Source organism: Thermococcus nautili, assembly GCF_000585495.1.
Classification (GTDB): domain Archaea; phylum Methanobacteriota_B; class Thermococci; order Thermococcales; family Thermococcaceae; genus Thermococcus; species Thermococcus nautili.
Genome location: NZ_CP007264.1, coordinates 1,486,645 through 1,501,924, shown reverse-complemented (window position 1 = coordinate 1,501,924; position 15,280 = coordinate 1,486,645). Strand labels below are relative to the sequence as shown.

Annotated in this window: 13 protein-coding genes; 5 read left to right on the top strand and 8 right to left on the bottom strand. The window is 53.4% G+C overall.

All coding sequences use genetic code 11. The annotated features are described in order from the left end of the window. The first annotated feature begins 33 nt into the window (after positions 1-33). Both BD01_RS11325 and BD01_RS08270 read left to right on the top strand, forming a co-directional pair. Positions 34-171: a hypothetical protein gene (locus BD01_RS11325; RefSeq protein WP_169730280.1), complete on the top strand. Its 138-nt coding sequence runs from the start codon at positions 34-36 to the stop codon at positions 169-171. Then, a complete protein-coding gene (locus BD01_RS08270) occupies positions 140-520 on the top strand; it encodes a type II toxin-antitoxin system VapC family toxin (protein WP_245599218.1) in 381 nt (126 codons plus the stop codon). Before BD01_RS11325 ends, BD01_RS08270 begins: the two co-directional genes overlap by 32 nt. Before the next feature lie 72 nt (positions 521-592). Here the strand turns inward: BD01_RS08270 and BD01_RS08265 are convergent, their stop codons facing one another. Then, the gene (locus tag BD01_RS08265; protein WP_042691879.1) at positions 593-1,021 is read right to left on the bottom strand and encodes a DUF356 domain-containing protein; all 429 of its coding nucleotides are present in this window, start codon (positions 1,019-1,021) and stop codon (positions 593-595) included. Between the two features lie 137 nt (positions 1,022-1,158). Between BD01_RS08265 and BD01_RS08260 the strand changes: the two genes are divergently transcribed. The 3 genes from BD01_RS08260 to BD01_RS08250 all read left to right on the top strand — a co-directional run bounded on the left by BD01_RS08260 (position 1,159) and on the right by BD01_RS08250 (position 4,545). Continuing rightward, complete coding sequence (locus BD01_RS08260) at positions 1,159-2,862, top strand: DUF505 family protein (protein WP_042691877.1); 1,704 nt, start codon at positions 1,159-1,161, stop codon at positions 2,860-2,862. 102 nt (positions 2,863-2,964) lie between these two features. Then, positions 2,965-3,537, top strand: a complete 573-nt coding sequence (locus tag BD01_RS08255; RefSeq protein WP_042691874.1) for a TATA-box-binding protein — start codon at positions 2,965-2,967, stop codon at positions 3,535-3,537. A 6-nt stretch (positions 3,538-3,543) separates the two neighbouring features. Next, positions 3,544-4,545, top strand: coding sequence for a histone deacetylase family protein (locus tag BD01_RS08250; protein ID WP_042691871.1), 1,002 nt, complete (start codon positions 3,544-3,546; stop codon positions 4,543-4,545). Between the two features lies 1 nt (position 4,546). Here BD01_RS08250 and BD01_RS08245 read toward each other — a convergent pair whose 3' ends face one another. The 7 genes from BD01_RS08245 to BD01_RS08215 form a co-directional block, all read right to left on the bottom strand. Continuing rightward, positions 4,547-5,671, bottom strand: coding sequence for an AAA family ATPase (locus BD01_RS08245; protein ID WP_042691870.1), 1,125 nt, complete (start codon positions 5,669-5,671; stop codon positions 4,547-4,549). Between the two features lie 60 nt (positions 5,672-5,731). Further along, positions 5,732-8,020: an McrB family protein gene (locus tag BD01_RS11410; protein WP_245599217.1), complete on the bottom strand. Its 2,289-nt coding sequence runs from the start codon at positions 8,018-8,020 to the stop codon at positions 5,732-5,734. Beyond that, entirely contained in the window at positions 8,017-9,636 is a 1,620-nt protein-coding gene (locus tag BD01_RS08235) for a DUF2357 domain-containing protein (protein ID WP_051482191.1), read from the bottom strand. The genes BD01_RS11410 and BD01_RS08235 overlap by 4 nt, the downstream gene beginning before the upstream one ends. 53 nt (positions 9,637-9,689) lie before the next feature. Continuing rightward, positions 9,690-10,298, bottom strand: a complete 609-nt coding sequence (locus BD01_RS08230) for an indolepyruvate oxidoreductase subunit beta (protein ID WP_042693287.1) — start codon at positions 10,296-10,298, stop codon at positions 9,690-9,692. 5 nt (positions 10,299-10,303) lie between these two features. Continuing rightward, complete coding sequence (gene iorA, locus BD01_RS08225) at positions 10,304-12,250, bottom strand: indolepyruvate ferredoxin oxidoreductase subunit alpha (protein ID WP_042691867.1); 1,947 nt, start codon at positions 12,248-12,250, stop codon at positions 10,304-10,306. 40 nt (positions 12,251-12,290) lie between these two features. After that, positions 12,291-13,667 (bottom strand): acetate--CoA ligase family protein, encoded by a 1,377-nt coding sequence (locus BD01_RS08220; protein ID WP_042691864.1) that lies wholly within the window; start codon positions 13,665-13,667, stop codon positions 12,291-12,293. A 134-nt stretch (positions 13,668-13,801) separates the two neighbouring features. Beyond that, positions 13,802-15,259, bottom strand: coding sequence for a sodium/proline symporter (locus BD01_RS08215; protein WP_042691861.1), 1,458 nt, complete (start codon positions 15,257-15,259; stop codon positions 13,802-13,804). Between the last annotated feature and the right edge of the window lie 21 nt (positions 15,260-15,280).

Here is a 15,280-nt window from a genome sequence, read left to right as displayed (position 1 = left end):
ATGCGGAAAATGACTATGAAGGTGCCCTCTGGAATGGAGCGTCTCATTGAACGGAAGATAAAAATTATACTTGAGCGGGAGATGGGGAAAGGGCTGAGCAGAGCTGTTCTTTCCAAGTACCTTGGCAAGTTCAAGGGGGATGTCAATGAAGAAGACTGGTACCTCCAGTGAGCTTATCTTTTTTGACTCCTCCGTTTTAATCGAGGGACTAAAAGGTAATCCCTCCGCCGTTTCGCTCTTTGAAGAGATTCTCAACTCCAATTTGGTCCCGGTAATCAACGACATAGTTTTCAGTGAGTTCATTTTCCACTACATCGCACTCAAAACTGGAGTTTCCCCGTTTACAATCAAAAAGCGGGGCGAGATAGGAAACGTAATCCTCACCGAGGAACCAAAGGACTTCCTCAACCAGTTTCACGTTCTCCTTACGGACGATGAAGTTCTTGAGGTATCTTATGGGCTCATGAGAAAGCACAACCTGCTCCCGAATGACGCAATAATCCTCGCCACTTGTCTTTGAAGTGAGAAACCTTGGAACGCTGGACAGCGACCTTAAACAGGCTGGGGAGAAAGAAGGACTAAACCTTCTCCCTTAAATCTCCTCGAACTCCCACTCTTCCTTCTCTCTCCTCTTCTCGGCCTTCCGCCGGGCTTCTTCGGCCTTCGTCCTCTTCGGGGGGTGGAAGCCGCGGAGCTTCTCAAAGCTTCCCCAGAGGCGCATTAACTCTTCCCAGACCTCTGAATCCGGCGGGATTACAAGGATATGGGCCGGGGGGTGAATGTCCATCAGCCTTCCTATGGCCTTCCTCGGCGGAAGGTCAATCTGGGCAACGACGTGGGCCTTAAAGCGCTTTCTCGGCTTCTCGCCACTTATCTTTTCGAAAGCCCAGTCCGAAAGTGCCGGCGGGATTATCCTCGGGTCACCGCGAATCCTCATGCCCCCGTATCTCACGAGGTCGGCCAACGCGACGCTCGCCTTCTGAAAGTTGTCGGTTCTAACTAAGACAATCGTGTTTCTCATGTTCTCACCACCCCTCACTCAACCGGTTGTCTTTTAAACCTTCGCCGATTTTAGTTACCGAAAGTTTTAAAAACTTTGCGTTTCTAAAAATGTCGGAGGCTTTTTAAGCATCAAAACGGAAGTGGAGGGGTGATAACATGTATCTGAAGAAGAGGCACCTTGAGATACTCAGGGAAATGAAGAAGACCGAGAGCCAGGCCGAGATTGAGGCCAAACTGCCGGAGGAGTTCCAGATAAGGGCAATCGAGCTCTACATTCTCGGGTTTGCCGAGCTTGATGGTGGAAAGATTAAGCTTACCGATGCCGGAAGGAAGCTCCTCGAGATAAGCGACTCCCTGAACCTCGACGAGCTTCCCGACCTCATAGCCGATACCGAAATAATGAAGATGCTTGAGCTCCTCGAGGAGACCGGAAAGGTCCCCGAGAGCTGGCTCGAGAAGCTGAAGGAGAGGAAGCTCGCCGATGAGAACGGCCTCACCGAGTTTGGAAAGGCGCTTCTTGCGCTTTACCGCGAGACCCACCCCGTCGTTTACCTGACCCCGGAGATAGTCTCGTTCCTCAGGGGAATGCCGAAAATCGGCACCCTCGACGAGCTTGTAACCTACAAGAACTCCAAGCTCTACGGCGACAACATCGTGAACGCCCTTCAGGCCATGCGCCTGCTCCTGATTTCACCGCCGACCGAGAAGGGAAGGGCCTTCGCAACCACTCCTGCGGCGAAGCTCGCCCTCAAAGCCGTCAGCATGATTCCGGTATTTGCGAGGGCGATAGTCCTCAGGAAGGAGGACTTTGAGGCCCTGAAGGCCGGAAGGAGCAACGCCGAGCTGGAGAGCATGGGGCTCACCGACGAGAAGGGAACCACAGAGTTCGGAAAGGCCGTGATGGAGACCTACGAGGCGATGGGCAGGGTTGAGGAGAAGGTTCTCCCGATTTACCTGCTCGACGATGAGCTTGCAGTCCTCAGGGCCATCAAGGAGATTGAGGAGAAGTACGAGACCAATCCCGAGGTTCTGCCCACCGAGAAGGAAATAGCCAAACGCGTTGAGGTCGAGGACCTTGGAGCCATACTGCACCTCCTCGAGAGCAAGGAGCTGGTTGAGAGGAGGCTCGTCAAGAACAGAGACACCTACTGGCTCACCGAGTGGGGTAAAGAGGCCATAAACTTCGGAACCGTCAGTCCCGATGCCATGAAGGCGGTAACCTACGCCGAGAGCGGCGATGTGCCAATAGCCGAGTGGGTCATCAGGGCCCAGGAGGAGGGCGTTGTCAAGGCCGGCGTCACCGACAAGGGCAGGTTCTACCTCAAGCTCAGCAGGAGCATAAAGAGGAAGCCGTTCCTCACAAGATACGACGCCGCTATACTCGCCAAGACCCCGAGGAAGAAGTACATCCACAGGGACGAGCTGGTCGAGTTGGTTAAGGACTACGTTGGCGGAGACGAGAAGGAAATCATCAGGGCAATCGGCGAGGCGGAAGCGAAGGGCTTCGTCGTTGAGCTCCAGAACGGTATGGTCAAGCTGACGGAGCTCGGGGATAAGGTTAAGACCGCCCTCGAGAACGCCAAGCTCCAGGAGATAGTCAAGGTCAAGTTCAGCGTCACGCCGACCCTCTACAACGTGCTCAAGGTAATCTACGAGAACCTCGAGACCTTCAACAGGATATGGAAGGAGAAGGGCGAGGTCAAGGGCTACAAGATGGAGGAGGTTGACGTCATCAGGAAGCACCTCAGTCTCAGCGACGACGAGATAAAGAAAGCTTTAACGATGCTCCGCCAGCTCGGCTTCCTCGGAAGCAAGAGCCTGACCGAAGCTGGAAAGGTCCTCGTTGAGGCCTACCTTTGAACTTTTTCTTCTTCGATGTTCCCTTTTGAGCATAAAGCTTTAAAAAGCGACGGCCCTCATTTATAAAGGGGTTTTTAAACCCACCATCCGGAGGTGTAAACCTTGGTGGACATGAGCAATGTAAAGCTCAGGATTGAAAACATCGTCGCTTCTGTTGACCTCTTTACGGAGCTGAACCTTGAGAAGGTTATTGAAATATGCCCCAACTCGAAGTACAACCCGGAGGAGTTCCCCGGAATCATCTGTCGCTTCGATGAGCCGAAGGTTGCCCTGCTTATATTCAGCTCCGGGAAGCTCGTCGTTACAGGTGCTAAAAGCGTCGAGGACATCGAGAGGGCCGTCAACAAGCTCATCCAGATGCTCAAGAAAATCGGCGCCAAGTTCCACCGCGCTCCCCAGATTGACATACAGAACATGGTCTTCAGCGGTGACATCGGCATGGAGTTCAACCTCGACGCGGTCGCTTTGAGCCTGCCCAACTGTGAGTATGAACCTGAGCAGTTCCCCGGTGTCATCTACCGTGTGAAGGAGCCGAGGGCGGTGATACTGCTCTTCTCCTCCGGTAAAATCGTCTGCTCAGGCGCCAAGAGCGAGCACGACGCCTGGGAGGCCGTTAGGAAGCTCCTCCGCGAGCTTGAGAAGTACGGTCTAATCGAGGAAGAGGAGGAGTGGTGAGGGGGCTTGGCCTTCTCCGTTATCTACTCTCCCGTTTTTCTCGAGCACAGACCCGAGAACTATCACCCAGAAAACCCAGACCGGTTGTTGAGGGCAGTAAAGGCCCTCCAGCGGTTGAACCTGTGGAAGCCCATCGAGCCGGTTCCCGTTCCGGAGGAGGAGCTCCTGAAGGTCCACTCAAGGGACTACGTTGAGCTCGTCCGCGAGAGCAGCAGAACCTTCTCGTACCTCGACCCGGACACCTACGTTTCCCCCGGCACGTGGGAGGCCTCGCTTCTCGCCTTCGGGGCGTCGAGGCTCGCCGTCGAGCTGGCCCTGAAGTTCGGAGGCCTTCACCTTGCCCTCGTCAGGCCACCTGGCCACCACGCCGGAAAGGCCGGAAGGGCCTTCAACGCCTCAACGCTCGGCTTCTGCATCTTCAACAACGCGGCCTACGCGGCGAAATCGGCCGAGGAGCTCGCTGGAAAGGTTCTGGTCATAGACTTTGACGCCCATCACGGCAACGGGACGCAGGAGCTACTCTGGAACGACCCCAACGCGGTGCATGTAGACCTTCACGAGCGTGATATTTATCCCTGGAGTGGCTACGAGCACGACGTCGGCGGGAAGAATGCCGAGGGGACGAAAATCAACCTGCCGATGCCCCACTACTCCGGAGACGACGACTTCATCTACGCCTGGAACGAGGTTGTTCTCCCGGTCTTGACCCAGTTCAGGCCGAAGCTCGTGGTCGTCTCTGCTGGATTTGACGGATTCCTCGGGGAGAACCTGACGACGCTTCGCCTCAGTGAACTCTTCTTCGCCTACGCGGGCTCAACGCTCTCGCGCTATCCGCTCGCGGTGATTTTTGAGGGTGGCTACTCGGTCGGCCTTGACAAAGGCCTTCCAGCCTTCATCAGGGGCTACCTCAGCGGAGAAATCCGCGAGGTTCCGGTCAGTCCATCGTACGAAGCCTTGAGAACGGTGGCGAGGGTGAAGGAGATACAGTCGGAGTGGTGGGAGTTCTGACTCAGGGGAGGGTAAGTGGCTTACCCGGGGGTAAGTTGGTCTTCTTTATGACTTCCTTAACGACTGGGTCGGGGATGGAGTAACCATCCTCTGTCTTTTCAAGGTAGCCGTACTTGACGAGGTTCTTCAGCAGGCCCGAGAATTTTGCGTCGTTTATCTTTCCCGCCTTGAACTCCACGTACTCCTTTATGGAGCTCCATGAATCGTTTCCCAAGGAGATTGCCTTCAGAATATACCAGTACCTCGTGCTGTACCTTGTGAGGGTCGAAATTTCGTCGAGGACAAGCGCTTTGGCTCTCTCAAAGAGCTCGTCAAGAGCATCTTTTTCGGAGAGCTTTCTAATCCCCCGAAGGTAGCCGTATAGGGTCAGCCATCCGACAATTCCGTCGAGCCTCTCAACGACTCTTTCAATTTCCTCCTCCTGAACTTTTACTCCAAGCTCGTCGAATCCTCTTCTCAGGAAGTCCCTGCTCTGCTCCCTCGAAAATCTCTTCAGCGTTATTTCCCTCGCGTACCTGCCAAAGAGGGGCTTTTTGGGGTTGTCGAGTCCGATAAAATCGTGGAGCATTCCGACCTCGGAGCCGGTCAGCACAAACGTCAGGTTCGGCAGGTTGTCCACGGCGTACGCTATGAGCCCATCGTACCGTATCCCCGAAAGCCTCAGGTACTGGGCCTCATCGAAGGCAATTATAACTCTTCTCTCAGTTTTCTCGGCCCAAGAGTCGAGCTTCTCAAGGAGCTCCGCAAGGTCGGGCTTTTCATCAAACTCCACCTGAAGACCCGAAACTCTAACCCCCTTAATCCTTGAGAGGGCTTTCATAAGTTCTACCCGCACTTTGTCCGTTCCCTTCAGGGACTTGAGGAGACCTTCGAGGAGTTTTCTCGCGAGCAACTCTTGAGGAATCGAGCCGTGGGTAAAGTAGAGCGAGCGAACGTCAATCTTGGAGAACGGCTTTTCTGATTCGGAGAGCGCAACGTTGAGGAGTGAGCTTTTACCGAGCCTCCTGATGCCGAGCAGAAGAACAAGCGTTTCTCCGAGCTCAACGGCTTCAAAAAACTCCCTGAGCTCTTCCTCCCTATCGTAGAGGTCTTCCCTCCTCCTCTTTGGCTGGAGGTCGAATAGCAACTTACCCCACCGTAAGTTACTTACCCCGGGGTAAGTTATAAGGGTTTTGGAAAATAAATGTCAGCTGAAGCTCGCGAAGCCTATCTCGTACAGCTGGCGGAGCATGCGGAGAACTTTCCTGGCCGTGTGTTTGAAGCGGAAGTTTTCTTTCTCCTTTTCCCAGTTTTCGAGTATGCTTAGAACAGCTTCCCTTCCAAGGTCTTGAACTCTAGTTTTCGCGTTCTCTGAGAGGCACAGCTTTAAGATGGCTTTCAAAGGCTCTTCGAGCTTCTTCCTGTTTCCGTGGAACTTCGGGAGAACTTTCATCAGGAGTGCGAGGTCGAAGATTTCGTCATCGTCCCTGAATTCCACGATACCTTTGTCCTGGCTCTCCTTGGCGCTCTGGAAAAACAGCGCAATCTCATCAACGACGCGATAGCCGAAGTGCATATCGTAGGGTTTAAGGGCGTTGTTCAGTTCAATGAGAACTTTCCAGTAATCTTTATTCTCTTCTTTATTGTTCTTTAGCGTTCTAACGGCGTTATTCATCTCTTCCTTTGAACGAGCGAGGAATTTGTTCTCTTCGCCGCGAAGGTCGGTTAGGATGGAGTCTCTAAGGGCTTTGATTGTTTTGGGTGATGGCTCTGACTCCGAATCCTGCGGTGGGTAGTTTTCGAGGTCAACGTCGTGGAACTCCACAACAAAAGCTCTGTCAAGAACCTTTGGACTGAAAGAGTAAGTGGTCTCGTCCATGTTCACGGTTCCAATGATGTAGAGGTTTGGCGGGAGTTTGAGTTCCCTTGGAATCTCCCCTTCTTTTTCAACCTTCTCAACCTCGTGGAGCGGTATGGGTTCCCTTGTGAATCCATTCTCGTCTCTCCCGCTCTCAAGGACGCTGAGGAAGTCGGCGAAGTAGTACTCGACGTGGGCAAGGTTCATCTCGTCGAGAATAACGAAGTAGGGCATGGCGTTCTCACGGTTTTTATCGTAGTCCTCGATGGCTTTTAAGATGAAGTCGAGCAGTTGTGTTCTCTGATATTCTCCGGTTAGGGGATTGTAATAACCGAGCAGTGCCTTTGAGTCCCTCCAGTCCGGGCGGACGGGGAGGAACAGGAGGTTCTCTTTGGTGGGGTCAATGAGTTGTGCAAGTTCTTGGGCTATCTTGGTCTTTCCGGTTCCTGTCAGGCCAGAAAGAATTACAAAGCCCTTGGTTTTGAGCGCTGTATAGAACTGGGAAACGAGATAGGGTGGGTAGAGGTAGCCTCTTTTGAAAAGATATCCCGTGAAGTTCACATCTTTTTTGTGCTCCTCCTTGAGGCGATATTGTGAAGTACTTGTAATCATACTATTTCCCACTTCCCCCAGCAGCTCAAGAAGTTTCTCCGTTGTTCTAAGTTCCAGCAGGTTACTAAACATGGATACTGAATACCATTCGCTGTTCTCTTTAATGAGAGCATCTAACCCAGTGATGCCTTCAGCTGGGATAGGTTTCAGAAGAAAGACCTTTCTATATCTTCCAGTTTTGCCCCAATACTCGGAGTCAAATTTGTCACAGATAACCGCCCATGAAGAAGCGTGCAGACTCAATAACTTTTTCTCTTTTCTAATTCCAAAGAGAACGATGTCACCAATGCTGGGGACTTTTTCATTAGCTTTTCTCCCCCATGCTCTCGTGAATCCTGCATTGTAGAGCTCCTGCTCTCTATCACTAAAACACTCTTTGATGACTTTTATGTCTACTTCTTGGTTCACTGTTTGCCTATAATTCTTTGAGGGCTGGGATTTAAACGTCTGTATGAATATCCTTCTGTCTCTGAGCCACCAGCCAAAATGGTCAGCTTCTAGAAGAGTTACTTTTTTCCCACAAATTTGAAACATAATGTCCCTGAGCAATTCCAATCTCTTCAATACCTCTGAGTATTTCTTTGGTCGTCCCCAGCCAAATAACTCGAAGTACCACTTTGTTGTGTTGTTCCAAGGAGCAAAGTATTCTGGGTAATAAAAAGCTAATGCTTCTGTCAGTGACCCTTTCCCTAGTCCATCAATTTCTTCTTGCCATGCTTCTAAAATTTTGTCAATGTTCTTTCTAATGTCCTCAGGTGATGTTGAAATGAGAACTGATACAAACTTCTCCATGATTACATCTAGTCGTTCTTTATCTCGAAGGTGAAATCTCTGAAGGTTTCTGCCAGAATACAGAAGACTAAATGCCTTCTTAAGCAGGTTGTGGTCTTTATTCCTCCCTGCCTGTTCTATCAATTCTTTAAATTCCCTTGGACTGCTATTCAGCCAGTCTAAATTCTTTTTTTCAATGTCGAGATGCAGGCAGTATAATCTTATCAAACCCCTAAGAGTTTTTTCGTTAATCATTTTGCCACCTCCGGAATAAAACTCAAGTATCCGATTCCGGTGGGGATTTCAATTGAGATTGATTTTATTTCAAAATCTCTGGTTTTTCTATGGTGAACATCAAAAAACACACTCCTTCTTCCAGGATATAACACCACCGCGAACCTGCATCCTAACGCGTCCCTGTATGTGTGCATCTTGTAAATGTCCTCCAGCTTTGCCCAGGTCCAGTAGTTTCCGGTTCTCTCCGCGGCCTCATCCAGCTCGTCCAAGTTCTCAACTTCTTCGGTTCTATCAACAACGTCGAGCTTGAACTTGGCGTCGAAAACGCCTATAATTTCCGTGCCCTTCTTTGAGGGGTCGCCATTGAATAGTGAAAAGTCCGGCCTCAGCGTTACGGAGTAGCTCCACTTCCTCGGGGTTAGCCTTTTGTTGTAGTAGAGCCTCCAGCCGTTGTGGAATTGTGCGTAAACGTCTCCGCTTTCTGATAACTCTCCCGCAGGCGTGACAACGATGTGGATGTCCTTCTTCCCAAGGACTTTGCCAAGTTCCTCCACGAGCCTGAGAAAAGCCCAGTACTCGTAGAGCTTCGCCATGTCCCTGTTATCTATTGCCTTTTGAAGCCCCCCAAAGAAAGGCGAGTACGCCGTGAACTCCCGGTAAAGCACAAGCAGGTCGCGGTAGCCATCGCCTTTTAGAAGGGTCTGTGATGTGTAAGGAAAGAGCGCCATGTCCCCTATCTCTTCCCAGACGCTATCGCTTCTAACGAACTCAAGCTCTTCAAGGAGCTCCCTAATGGGCTTTAGGTCGGTCTTTTTCCCGTCCTCGAAGGCGTTTATTACCCTCTCACCCCACTCGAGGAGAATGTCGAGAAAATGCTTTGCAAACCTGTTCTCCGGGGTGTCGAAGCTCTCATACTTTCTACTTCCGAGAACTTTGGTGGGCACGTAGCCGTTCAGGTATCTTGCCACAAGAACGCCCTCTCCAGCCGGTGCCAGGTATCCCGGGTGTTCGGTGATTGAAATCAGCGTTTCTGGGGTTACGTCGTCGACCTCGTCGGGCCTTAGCCACTCTTTCTCCACTCTGAGTTCTCGCTTCATTCTGTGCACAACCGTTTCAAAGGCCTCGATGATTCGAGTTTTGTTTAAGCGGAGGTAATGGTAAGCAAAGAGCTCGTTTACGGGCTCATCGCTTTCTTCCACTGCGAAGCCCGTTGGCGATTCCAGCTGGAAGGGCATTGAGAGGGAGTGTTTTATTACATCCTCAATGAGCCTCTCTACAAACAAATCTTGGACTTTCGAGATAAGCGCTATCCCGCGTTCTTTTATGGAAGCAGAGACGTTAGGATATATTTTCAAAAATTTGAGCGAAAGAACCTTCACGGGATGTTTAAAGACGATTTCCCCGTTTTTAACACCCGTTATCTCGGTTTTCCCGATGAAGTTCTTGAACGAAATCAAGAACTGTCCGTTTTTCAATTTCCTCGCCGGTATTCTGCCAACGAGAATTTCATCGGCATCAATTTCAGGTTTGAGCAGGTAATCAACCCACTCAAAGAGATGCCATCGCTCGCCGTCTGAAAACGCCCAGCATCCGCTTTTGGTTGATGTTATCTCCTTCCCCTCTATGCACTCCACCGAGGGACACCAGAGTTACTAACAGAATGAGAATTAATAAAAATTGTGGGGCCTCAAAGCCCCAGCATCTCCTTCGCGGCCTTGACGCCCAAGTCGAAGGCCTTCATGTTGACGTCAACGGCCTTCTTCGGCACGCTGACCTTTATGACCTCCCTGACGTGCTCCGCCGAGAGCGGGAAGCCCGGCGTCTGAGTCAGCGCTCCGATGAGGACGACGTTGGTGGTTATGATGTTGCCGGCCTCCATCGCGAGCTTCTCGGCGTCGAAGGCCATGAACTTGGCCTCAAAGTCCTCCTCGACGACCTTTCTAATCTCTTCGAGGCTTGGATAGGTGGCGAGGCCCATCGAGACCTGAACCGGCGGAATCGGCCTCGCGTTGGTGAAGACAAGGCCCCCTTTCTTGAGGTAGTTGATGTAGCGCAAAGCTTCGACAGGCTCGAAGCTCAGTATGACGTCGGCCTTACCCTCTGGAACCATCGCGCCGTAGACGTCCTCTCCAAACCTGACGTAGGCGATAACGCTTCCAAAGCGCTGGCTCATGCCGTGAACCTCACCAACGCGCACCTTGTAGCCAGCTCTAAGCGCCGCCCAGCCGAGCAGGTTCGCCGCGGTAAGGATTCCCTGACCGCCAACTCCGGTGATAACGATGTTGTACTCCCTCATCTCGCTCATAGCTCTCCCTCCCTCACCTTCTCGAAGGCGTCGAACGGACAGACCTGGGCGCAACCGCCGCAGCCCCAGCACATCGTCGGGTCAATCTTGGCCTTCTTCTTCTCGGCGTCCCAGTAGATTGCCGGACAGCCGTAGGCGTTGATACAAATCTTACAGCCGGTACACTTGTCCTCGTTGACCTGGTAGAGCGGCCACTGCTTGCCCTCGCGCCTGAGCTGGCCTATTCTGTAGAGCGCACAGACGCGCCTCGCGACGACGACGCTCACACCTTCAACGGCCAGGGCCTCCTTTATGGTCCTCTCGACGGCCCTTATGTCGTAGGGGTCAACGACGGCGACGTAATCGGCACCGAGGGCCTTCGCGACCTCTTCAATCTTAATCTGCTTGCCCGGACCGTGCGGGGTCTCGCCGGTTCCCGGGTTGGGCTGGTCACCGGTCATTGCCGTAACGAGGTTGTCGAGGACGACTATGACGACGTTGGAGCGGTTGTAGATGGCGTTTGCCAAAGCCGGAAGTCCCGTGTGGAAGAACGTTGAGTCGCCTATCGTGGCGACGATTACCTTCTTCTCCTTGCCCGTCTTGTGCTCTTCCTCGGCAACGGAACCGTTCAGGGCGATGCTGAGGCCGTGGGCAACTCCAATCGAACCGCCCATCGCGACGGTTGTGTCAACGGTCTTGAGCGGTGGAAGGACGCCGAGGGTGTAACAGCCTATGTCGCTCGGGAAGATTGCCCTCGGAGTTGCGGCCCTTCTAATCGCGTAGAAGGTGTTCCTGTGCGGACAGGCCGGACAGAGGCTCGGCGGCCTCGGCGGGACCATGCCCTTTACCTTCTCGTACTTCTGGTCGAGCTCCTCGAAGTTCACCGGGGTTTCGAGGCCGAGGAACTTCGCTATGGCCGTTACCGCCCTCCTCGTGGTCATCTCGTAAACCCTCGGCACGAGGTCCTTGCCGTGAATCGGAATCGTTAAGCCCTTGTCGTAGGCCCAGGTCTTGACCTGCTCCTCAACAACCGGCTCAAGCTCCTCAACGATGAGAACCTTCTCAAGTCCGTCGAGGAACTTCTCAAGCAGGCCGTATGGAACTGGGAAGGGCGTTCCGAGCTTGAGTATCTTGACGTTCTCGACGCCGAGCCAGGCCAAGGCCTCCTTGACGTAGGCGTAGGCGAGACCCGGAGCGATTATACCGACCTTCGCGTTCTCGTCGCCCTCAATCCAGTTGAAGGGGCAGTTGTTGAGCTCCTCGCGAATCTTCTCAATCTTCTCAAGAATCTGCGGGTGGAACTTCCTCGCGTGGGCCGGGATGTCAACGAACCTCTCGGGGTTCTTCTTGAAGTTCCCGAACTTCCTCTTGCCGGTCTTTATCTCCTCCGGGAGCTCTCCGAGAACGACGTCTCCCCTCGCGTGGGAGCTCCTTGTGGTCGTCCTCAGGATGACGAAGTGCTTGAACTTCTCGCTGAGCTCGAAGGCGTACTTCGTCATCTCCTTGGCCTCGTGGGGTGAAATCGGCTCAAGAACGGGCACGTTGGCAAACTTTGCGTAAACCCTCGTGTCCTGCTCGTTCTGACTGCTCCACATGCTCGGGTCGTCGGCGACCATTATGACGAAACCGCCCTCGACGCCCATGCCGACGGCGCTGAGGAACGTATCCGCTGCAACGTTCAGTCCGACGTGCTTCATGGCCGTCATGGCCCTGAGACCGCTCCAGGCAGCGGAAAGCGCGGTTTCAAAGGCGACCTTCTCGTTGGTGGAGTACTCCATGTAAACTCCTGCCTTCTTGGCCACCATCGCCATCGTATCGGTCAGCTCCGAACTCGGGGTTCCGGGATAAGCCGCGAAAACCGCTATGTTGGCCTCCAAAGCTCCGCGCGCTATTGCCTGGTTTCCGAGGAGGAGAACCCTCTCCCCGGGCTTATCCCACAGCACTATGTCCGTCACCTTCGCCATCAAACAACACCTCCGAAATTAAGTTGATGAAAAATGAAAGTCACTCATCCTCCAAAACCCCAGCGTTCCTCGCCTGCTGGACGAGCGCGTAGGCACCGGCGGCAACGTCCTCCGGCCTCTCGTAGCTTGGGATTCCGTTCTCTTCAAGGAGCTCCTTCGCCTTCTCGCTGACGTAACCGGCCATGAAGAGGCCGAGAACTGGCTTGCCGTTGTTGACTTCCTTGATTGCCCTGATAACGCCCTCAGCGTGCTCCGTTGGGGTCATTCCCGCGAAGGTCGGGACGACGCATATCGCTATGAGCATGTCGACGTTCGGGTCTTGGAGGAGGGCCTTGGCGGTTCTGTAGTAGTCCTCGCCCCTTGCAGAAGCTATCATGTCAACGGGGTTCTTTACGGCGGCCATCGGCGGGAGGAACGAGCGGAGCTCCTCTATCGTCTCCTCCTCGAGGTCGGCCAGCTTAAGGCCCCTCTTGTCAATCTGGTCGGCCGTCAAAACGCCCGGTCCGCCGGCGTTGGTCATTATTGCGACGCGTTTTCCTTTGGGCAACGGCTGGGTGAAAGCGCGAGCCATGCTGAGCATGTCGTCGATTGTTTCGGCGATGAGAACTCCGCTCTGCTTGAAAGCAGCTTCGTAAATCTTCCAGCTTCCGGCCAGGGAACCCGTGTGGCTTGATGCTGCCCTCGCTCCGCTCTCGCTCTTTCCTGCCTTGAGGGCTATGACGGGCTTCTTTTTGGTGACCCTCTTGGCGACCTCGATGAACTTCCTTCCGTCCTTGATTCCCTCGATGTAGAGGGCTATGGCCCTGTCCTCCTCGGTGTCCGCCAGGTACTCCATGAGCTCCGCGAAGTCGAGGTCTGCCATGTTGCCGACGCTGATGAACTTGGAGAAGCCAATTCCCTCCTTGACGGTCTTGTAGACGATTCCCGCTCCTAAAGCTCCGCTCTGGCTCACGAAGGCTATGCTTCCCTTCTTGGCGTCCATTATGAAGGTCGCGTTCATGTCGTTGTGGGTGTTCATGACGCCGACGCAGTTCGGGCCTATCAGACGCATTCCGTACCTGTGGGCAATCTCGACGAGCTCGCGCTCCTCCTTCTTGCCCTCTTCACCAGTCTCGCCGAAGCCGGCCGTTATGATGACCGCTCCCTTAACTCCCTTCTCACCGCAGTCTATTATCGACTGCTTCACGAAGCGCTTGGGAACGACGATTATCGCAAGGTCAACCTCGTCGGGGATGTCCTTGACGTTCTTGTAGGCCTTAACGCCCTGAACAACCTCGTCCTTGACGTTGACGGGGTAAACCTTTCCTTCCTTGTACTTCTTGAGGTTCTTGAAAACTTCGTAGCCGAGCTTCATCGGGTCGTTCGATGCACCGATGACGGCTATACCCTTCGGTTTGAAGAAGTAGTCCAGGTTCATGAACCTCACCGTTAAAATCTCCGTGGAATCGTATATAAGCTTTCCCAAAAGCTACATCGTGGTAGATACGAGCATTGTGGGCCATAGGATGGTTACAATGCTCGAAAAAAGACGTCAATGAAAGGAAAAAGGTTTCAGGAGGTTGGTCGCTCTTTCGGTTTGAGGAGGTAGGTTGCAATCACTGCCACTACCGCAGTTACTATGAAGGTCATGAGCCTTGCGGATACCTTCTCGTCCAGCCCGGAGCTAATCCAGAACACCGTGAAGAGCAGGCCCGTGATGATTGTCGGCGGCACGGCCCTTCCGTGGAACCTCTTCCAGAACAGGGTCAGTATGACTATCACCGAGAACGTATCCCCAATGCCGGCCCAGGTGTAGCCGACTATCGTGTAGATGAGCTTCGTTGGTACGAGGTAGGCGGTGACGAGGGCCAAGAGGGCGAGGGCAACCGTTGACAGCCTTGATATTCTAAGGCTTCTTCTCTCGTCGGTTTCGCCGAGGAATGGCTTGAGAATGTTTTCGGAAAGCTCCGTTGCGGACAGGATTAGGAGCGAGTCAGCCGTTGAGAGCATCGCCGCTATGGCACCGGTTATAAACACCGCCGCTATCGCCGGCGGGAAGAGCTTGAGCATGACAGAGGGCATAACGTTCTCCCTGTCAGCGAGCCCCTGGGGGCCGAAGATTGCTATTCCAATCCAGCCTATCATGAGCGCTCCGATATAGGCGAGAATCGTCCAGCCGATTCCAACGTTCCTTGCGAGCTTGGCGTTCTCCTCGTCTTTGATTGCCATGAACCTTATGCTGAGCTGGGGCATTCCTCCGAGGTAGCCGAAGAACCACGAGAACTCTGCGATTATGAATATCAGCGCCGACGTCCCCGCGAGTCCGCCGAGTATTGTTGAGTACTTTGGACCGGCCAGCTTAAGGGCCTCCGTGACGGAGCTCGCGAAGAGGCCGGGGTGGTTCGCGATGTAGATTATTCCAACAATAGGTGCTATAGTGAGGGTAAGTATCATGACGATGGCCTGAACGGTGTCGGTGTAGGCGACGCTCTGAAGGCCGCCGAGGACGGTGTAGGGCAGGATTATCATCGCGGTAATCAGCATGCCGACCTTGGGGTCCACCCCGAAGAGCACGTTGAGCGTCTTTCCGCCGCCGATGAACTGCGCACCCACGTAGAAGAAAAAGAAGAACACTATCGTGACGCTACCAAGGAGACGTATCCACTTCTCGGCCTCCGAGTGGCGTTTGGCGATGTAATCAACGAAGGTTCTGGCGTCGTAGGTTTCGGCTTCCTTCCTGAGCCTTCCAGCGAAGACGGCCCATACGGTCACTATTCCTGCCACACAGCCCACAGCGACCCATATTGCAGATAAACCGGCAGCGTATGCCAGTCCTGGCAGGCCGAGGAGGGCCCACGCGGATTCACCCGTCGCCCTTTCTGAAAGGGCCGCCACCCATCCGGGAAGACGTCTTCCGGCTATGGCGAAGTCCTTTCCGCTCTTGGCTTTTCTGCCCTGGTAAACTCCAAATCCAACGAGAAACGAAAGGTACAGAACGAGAACGGTCAGTATTTGAGTCTGGGACTCCATAGTTGAACCACCTCTCATATT

Coding starts and splice junctions, on each gene's coding strand:
- BD01_RS11325 (WP_169730280.1), top strand. CDS start 34: ATGGAGCGTCTCATTGAACGGAAGATAAAAATTATACTTGAGCGGGAG.
- BD01_RS08270 (WP_245599218.1), top strand. CDS start 140: ATGTCAATGAAGAAGACTGGTACCTCCAGTGAGCTTATCTTTTTTGAC.
- BD01_RS08265 (WP_042691879.1), bottom strand. CDS start 1,021: ATGAGAAACACGATTGTCTTAGTTAGAACCGACAACTTTCAGAAGGCG.
- BD01_RS08260 (WP_042691877.1), top strand. CDS start 1,159: ATGTATCTGAAGAAGAGGCACCTTGAGATACTCAGGGAAATGAAGAAG.
- BD01_RS11410 (WP_245599217.1), bottom strand. CDS start 8,020: ATGATTAACGAAAAAACTCTTAGGGGTTTGATAAGATTATACTGCCTG.
- BD01_RS08230 (WP_042693287.1), bottom strand. CDS start 10,298: ATGAGGGAGTACAACATCGTTATCACCGGAGTTGGCGGTCAGGGAATC.
- iorA (WP_042691867.1), bottom strand. CDS start 12,250: ATGGCGAAGGTGACGGACATAGTGCTGTGGGATAAGCCCGGGGAGAGG.
- BD01_RS08220 (WP_042691864.1), bottom strand. CDS start 13,667: ATGAACCTGGACTACTTCTTCAAACCGAAGGGTATAGCCGTCATCGGT.
- BD01_RS08215 (WP_042691861.1), bottom strand. CDS start 15,259: ATGGAGTCCCAGACTCAAATACTGACCGTTCTCGTTCTGTACCTTTCG.